This is a genomic window from Priestia sp. P5_B4 (assembly GCF_056400385.1).
In genome coordinates, this window is record NZ_JBFULJ010000210.1 from 1 (window position 1) to 5609 (window position 5609).

Sequence of the window (5609 nt, forward strand, 5' to 3'; positions counted from 1 at the left end):
GCACCATAAAGGGCAAAATGGACCGATTGTTTTTTCGGGTATTTTCATCGCTTTAGGTTTTATCGGTTCTCATACAGGAATTGCYTCTTATATGACAACTGTACTCTACGCTATTGCCATGATTGTCAGCGGATATAAGCCGGCTAAAAGTGCTTATTACGGAATTAAAAGCCGTTCTTTAGACATGAATGTTTTAATGACCGTTGCAGCACTTGGAGCAGCTGTTATTGGGGAATGGCTTGAAGGTGCTACGGTCGTTTGGCTATTTGCTTTAGGTGTTGCTCTACAAACAAGGTCGATTGAACAAACAAGAAACTCGATACGAGGTTTGATGGACTTAGCTCCTTCTGAAGCATGGGTGAAAGAAAACGGCCAGCTAATTAAAAAAGCAGCAGAAGATATTTCAATCGACACTACGATTGTCGTAAAGCCAGGAGACCGAATTCCGCTAGATGGTGAAATTATAAATGGCGAATCCAGTATCAACCAAGCTCCTATTACAGGTGAATCTATTCCAGTTGATAAAGTAATCGGTGATGCTGTTTATGCAGGCACGATTAACGAAAGCGGATCGTTAGAAATTAAGGTAACAAAGCTAGTTGAAGATACGACGATTTCTAAAATTATTCATTTAGTGGAAGAAGCACAGGAGAAAAAAGCTCCTACTCAAGCATTTGTTGATAAATTTGCAACCATTTACACGCCTATCGTCTTTATTTTAGCTTTATTCATTATGGTCATCCCTTCCATGTTTGATGGTGCATGGAGTGAGTGGTTTTACAAGGGGCTTGAATTATTAGTTGTGGCTTGTCCATGTGCGCTAGTCATTTCTACTCCCGTCGCCATTGTATCTGCGATTGGAAACGCGGCGAAAAATGGCGTGCTCATTAAAGGCGGGACGTTTTTAGAAAAAGCTGGTGCAATCAATGCGATTGCTTTTGATAAAACAGGCACGCTAACAGAAGGCAAACCAGCCGTTTCAGAGGTTGTTTCCTTTGCAGCTGAAGAAAATCAGCTTTTAGCGATAACAAAGACGCTTGAAGACTATTCGAATCACCCCATTGCCCGTGCTATCGTGGATTATGCAGCGGAGAAAAAAGTCGGTTCTTTACAAGGATCAAATTTTAAAATCCTTACAGGAAAAGGCGTGCAGGCAACAATTCAAGAAACGGTTTATTACGCCGGTAATGCAAAATTATTCTCAGATTTAGAAACACCTCTATCCCACTGCTGGTCTCATATTGAAAAGCTTCAAAACGAAGGTAAAACGATTATTATTATCGGAACAGCTAAAAGTGTTCTAGGTATTATTAGCGTAGCTGATACCATCAGACATACAACCGTATCTGCTTTAGAAAGCCTCAAACAAAACGGTATGCAGCAAATTGTGATGTTGACCGGTGATAACGAAGGAACAGCTAAAATGATTGCTTCTCAGTCTCGGGTAGACCGCYATTTCGCCGGTTTGATGCCTGAAGACAAAGTGAAAGCCATACAGCAGCTTCAAGATGAAGGCTATCAAACGGCTATGGTTGGAGATGGGATTAATGACGCCCCTGCTCTAGCTACTGCTGATCTTGGAATTGCAATGGGCGGTGCTGGTACTGATACGGCAATGGAAACAGCTGATATTGTTCTCATGGCAGACAATTTAGAAAAGCTTCCTCATACGATGAAGCTAAGCCGCAAAGCGTTAGCTGTCATCAAACAAAACATTTGGTTTTCTATTATTGTTAAAGTCATTGCCTTAGCTTTTATCTTTCCAGGGTGGCTTACTCTGTGGATTGCCGTCTTAAGCGATACAGGAGCAGCGCTACTTGTTATTTTAAACAGTCTTCGCTTACTCAAAATGAAAAATTAAATGTAATCCATAAGCTTTCCAGCAGGCGTTGGAAAGCTTATTTTCTAGGAGGGTTTACGTGAATAACCGCTGGAATCAATTTATTTATAAATGTTGGGCTCCTTTTTACGATGCGTTTTTTAATAACGGGATGTTTTATCGAGCCAGAAAAAAAGTCTTTCAAGACGTCCACTTTTCATCTGAACAGCGCATTTTATTTGTAGGTGTTGGAACGGGTGCAGATTTAGCTTTTATTCCTCATGAAGTAAATGTAACAGCCATCGACTATTCCAGTGAAATGCTTCAAAAAGCAAAAAATAAATACAAAAATCCATCTATAACCTTCCACCAAATGGACGCTCAGCAGCTAACATTCGACTCTTTTTCGTTTGATGTAGTTGTAGCAAGCTTAATTCTTAGCGTAGTACCTGATGCGGAGCAAGCTTTAAAAGAAATGACAAGAGTAGTAAAGCCTAAGGGAACTATCCTGATTTTTGATAAATTTGAAACTAAAAAGAAATCAGCGGCTTTTCCTAAAAAAATATTCCGCCCCTTCGTAAAATTACTAGGAACGGATATTGGACTCTCTTTTGAACATGTGTTTGAAGCAAGCCGGGATCAGCTTATCTTGAAGGAGAATTCAAGCGTCATGTTGAAAGGTATGTATCGGAAAATTAGTTTGCAGAAAGTTGATGAATGACTTCAAAGACGAATGATGCCTTTTTCACATGATGGATGTACATATTATTGTCTAGTTTTAATTGAAGAAAGGATGAACATTTTGATGATAAAATCAAAGGTCATAACAGTTGTCCTTGCAGCAAGCATGGTCTCCGGCTGCGGAAACGAAAGTAAAGAAAGTTCAGGGAGCAAACGTACAGAAGCAACACAACATGAAGAACATCAGCAGCACACATTAGGTGATAAACGAGAAGAAACAAAAAATAGTGAAACTCTTCCCTCTTTTCTGAATGACAAGCCCGAAGACATGCAGCTTATTTATGCAGCCGCTGCTAAGCATCAAACCTTACTAGAAAATATTCCTTGCTACTGCGGATGTGGAGAAGAGGCTAATCATCAAAACAACTACGACTGTTTTATCTTCGAAAACAAAGGAAACGGCGCAGTGACGTGGGATGATCACGGAACAAAATGCGGCGTCTGTTTAGAAATAGCGGCTCAAGCTGTAGTAGACTACAGCAAAGGCAAAAGCATCGAAGACATCCGCCAAGAAATCGATGATAAATATAAGGAAGGCTATGCCCCGCCTACTCCTACGCCTGAGGTATGATGCTTCAGTATAAAAATCAGTAAAAGACTTTGATTTCTTTATTCAAAGTCTTTTTTGTCATTTTATTATTGGTTGATAAAATCTCGGTTGACCTCACCTTTTTAATTCCTTGTAAAACGCCATAATGTAAAAATAACACATTTGGACGTTTATGTACTGAATCCTCAGGGAATATGCTTTCTAACACCCAAATATAACCATGAGAGGAGAAAAAAACTATGAGTAATTCTGTAGAAACAAATCATTCAGCAAAAGTTGAAGGAGCAATTAATTCTATGAGCGAGGAGAAAAAAGAGGATATTCTCTCTAGCTTCGAAGGATTTAAAAGTTATCTAGGGGACAAGGTCTCAAAAGGCGAAAAGTTAGGAATGAATGAGGAACAGCTGGCTAAAACAGCTCAGAAAGTAGCTGATTACCTTGCTAAGCATGAAGAGCCGCGCAATCGAGAAGAAAACCTGCTTCACGAACTGTGGAAGGTTGGAGACAAAGAACAGCAGCATCATCTTGCCCATATGCTTGTAAGATTAGTTCAATAAATAAAAAAAGATGACACGCTGCCGTGTCATCTTTTTTTATTTACAGATATTGAACAGCTGGAATGATAATTTGCTGCCCAATTTGTAATTTTGCAGGATCTACGCCAGGATTTGCATCCTGCAGCTGCTGAACGGTCATGCTATATTTTTTCGCAATGCTATAGAACGTATCTCCTGCTTGTACAGTATACGTAGTGACAGGAAGAACAATTTGCTGACCAATTTGCAGTTTTGCAGGATCTACGTCAGGATTTGCATCCTGCAGCTGCTGAACAGTGATATTATACTTCTTTGCAATGCTATAAAATGTGTCTCCAGATTGAATGGTATAGAATGTAACTTGATTAGAAGGTAAGTTTAAATACTTAGCAATTCCACGCGCGTGCGCTTCTCCCACTTCTCGAAGAAACGTAGCGTTTTTTAATTTTTCAGCGTCGGCTGCCGTATCGATAAACAAGTTTTCTGTTAAAACAGCTGGCATATTTGTTTCACGCAGTACAGCGTAATTAGCCGTTTTTAAACCGCGATCGGCAATCGTTCCAAATTTCCGCATGATTGTTACAATTTCCGTGTGCAGCTCTTTTTGTAAAAGAGAAGATTGACTTCCCTCTTGTGATGGATACCGATACGTTTCAAATCCAGTACCGCTGCCAGCATTGATATGCATAGAAACAAAAATATCCGCTCCCCATGCATTAGCCCGGTTCGCTCGATCTGATAATGAAACAAACACATCGGTTGAACGAGTTACTTGAACATCTACGGAATAGTTATGTTCTAAATACGCCCGCGCGTGTAGTACAAGCTGCAGCGTAATATCTTTTTCACGCAAATTATTTCCTAAAGCTCCTGAATCTGTACCGCCGTGTCCTGCATCTAGCCATACTTTTTTCATGTGTACCTTTCCTTTCAATCATAATATGAAAGAACTTGTGATTAACATCGGCTTTGCCTGATGTTTTATCTCTCATTCTATATATATATGTAATTGGACAAGAAGGGTTCGTCCCCTTAAAACATTCAAAAAAATTCGCACAAGAAAGCAGGATTTCGCTAGGTATTCTCCGCTGTTTTAAAGCACAAAATAAAGATGAACAAATGGGATACATGAGCTGGACTGCTTGTTACACCGCTGTTGATTTCCGTGCAAGGCTTCGTTTTTCCCTCCAATCACCAGCTAGAAGCAACTGCATACACGAAACCTACTTTTACCATAGACATAAAAAATCCGAGCGAATTGAATTTATCGCTCGGATCTTCCTTTAACTAACGTCCACGCCTTTTAGTGCAGATAAAAAGCAGGTTCGCCATCTTATCTCCTGCTATTTCTCACTAAAAGCAATTTTTAAGCCAATAAGCGTAAAGATAGAGCCTTGCACGAGATTAAGCCGCTTAGACAGAGCTGGAGATTTTCGCAAAAACTCCCCTACTTTCCCTGCAAATAGACTAATTAACGTAAAAATAATCAGCGCTTGAACTAAAAATACGGCGCCGTAAACGAGCATTTGCTGTGTGGCGTGTCCGGTTGAATGATTAACAAACTGAGGTAAAAGAGCAAGAAAAAAAAGCGAAACTTTTGGATTTAGCAGATTCATAATCACTCCTTTTTTATATAGCACCTTGTACTCAACGGCTTCTTTGTTTTCAACAGCGAGAGCGGAATCTTTTGCTGTAAATGTCTTATAAGCCAGATATAATAAATAAGCTGCTCCAGCGTATTTTACAATAGCAAACGCTAAAGCCGATTGATAGATAACAGCCGATAGACCCAATGTTGCTGCAGCTATATGACCAAGCAAGCCCGTACAAAGCCCTAATGAAGTCGAGATTCCTGCATATCTACCGGTTGATATGCTTTGTGCTAAAACAAATAAGTTATCAGGTCCAGGCATAACCGTAAGCAAAGCGGCTACGCCTAAAAAAGAAGTGATTGATACGATAT

The 5609-nt window shown here is 39.8% G+C and carries 6 protein-coding genes; 4 read left to right on the forward strand and 2 right to left on the reverse strand.

Annotated elements, in window-relative coordinates:
- The 4 genes from AC1DRF_RS15505 to AC1DRF_RS15520 form a co-directional block, all read left to right on the forward strand.
- Nucleotides 1–1861: heavy metal translocating P-type ATPase (locus AC1DRF_RS15505; RefSeq protein WP_477741087.1), on the forward strand; the 1861-nt coding region annotated here is incomplete at its 5' end.
- 58 nt (nt 1862–1919) lie between these two features.
- The gene (locus AC1DRF_RS15510; RefSeq protein WP_427075976.1) at nt 1920–2540 is read left to right on the forward strand and encodes a class I SAM-dependent methyltransferase; all 621 of its coding nucleotides are present in this window, start codon (nt 1920–1922) and stop codon (nt 2538–2540) included.
- An 84-nt stretch (nt 2541–2624) separates the two neighbouring features.
- Entirely contained in the window at nt 2625–3131 is a 507-nt protein-coding gene (locus tag AC1DRF_RS15515; RefSeq protein WP_427075975.1) for a PCYCGC motif-containing (lipo)protein, read from the forward strand.
- A 218-nt stretch (nt 3132–3349) separates the two neighbouring features.
- A complete protein-coding gene (locus tag AC1DRF_RS15520; protein ID WP_013083905.1) occupies nt 3350–3667 on the forward strand; it encodes a DUF3243 domain-containing protein in 318 nt (105 codons plus the stop codon).
- Nucleotides 3668–3707: 40 nt separating this feature from the next.
- On the opposite strand, the gene AC1DRF_RS15525 is transcribed toward AC1DRF_RS15520, so the two are convergent.
- Nucleotides 3708–4562, reverse strand: a complete 855-nt coding sequence (locus AC1DRF_RS15525; RefSeq protein ID WP_427075974.1) for an N-acetylmuramoyl-L-alanine amidase family protein — start codon at nt 4560–4562, stop codon at nt 3708–3710.
- Nucleotides 4563–4989: 427 nt separating this feature from the next.
- Nucleotides 4990–5607 carry a LysE family translocator gene (locus tag AC1DRF_RS15530; RefSeq protein WP_477741088.1) on the reverse strand — a complete coding sequence of 206 codons (618 nt, stop codon included), beginning with the start codon at nt 5605–5607 and terminating at the stop codon, nt 4990–4992.
- Nucleotides 5608–5609: the final 2 nt, after the last annotated feature.

Bases quoted from the DNA above. Each gene is read 5' to 3' on its own strand.
- AC1DRF_RS15515 (WP_427075975.1), top strand. From the start codon at position 2,625: ATGATAAAATCAAAGGTCATAACAGTTGTCCTTGCAGCAAGCATGGTC.
- AC1DRF_RS15520 (WP_013083905.1), top strand. From the start codon at position 3,350: ATGAGTAATTCTGTAGAAACAAATCATTCAGCAAAAGTTGAAGGAGCA.
- AC1DRF_RS15525 (WP_427075974.1), bottom strand. From the start codon at position 4,562: ATGAAAAAAGTATGGCTAGATGCAGGACACGGCGGTACAGATTCAGGA.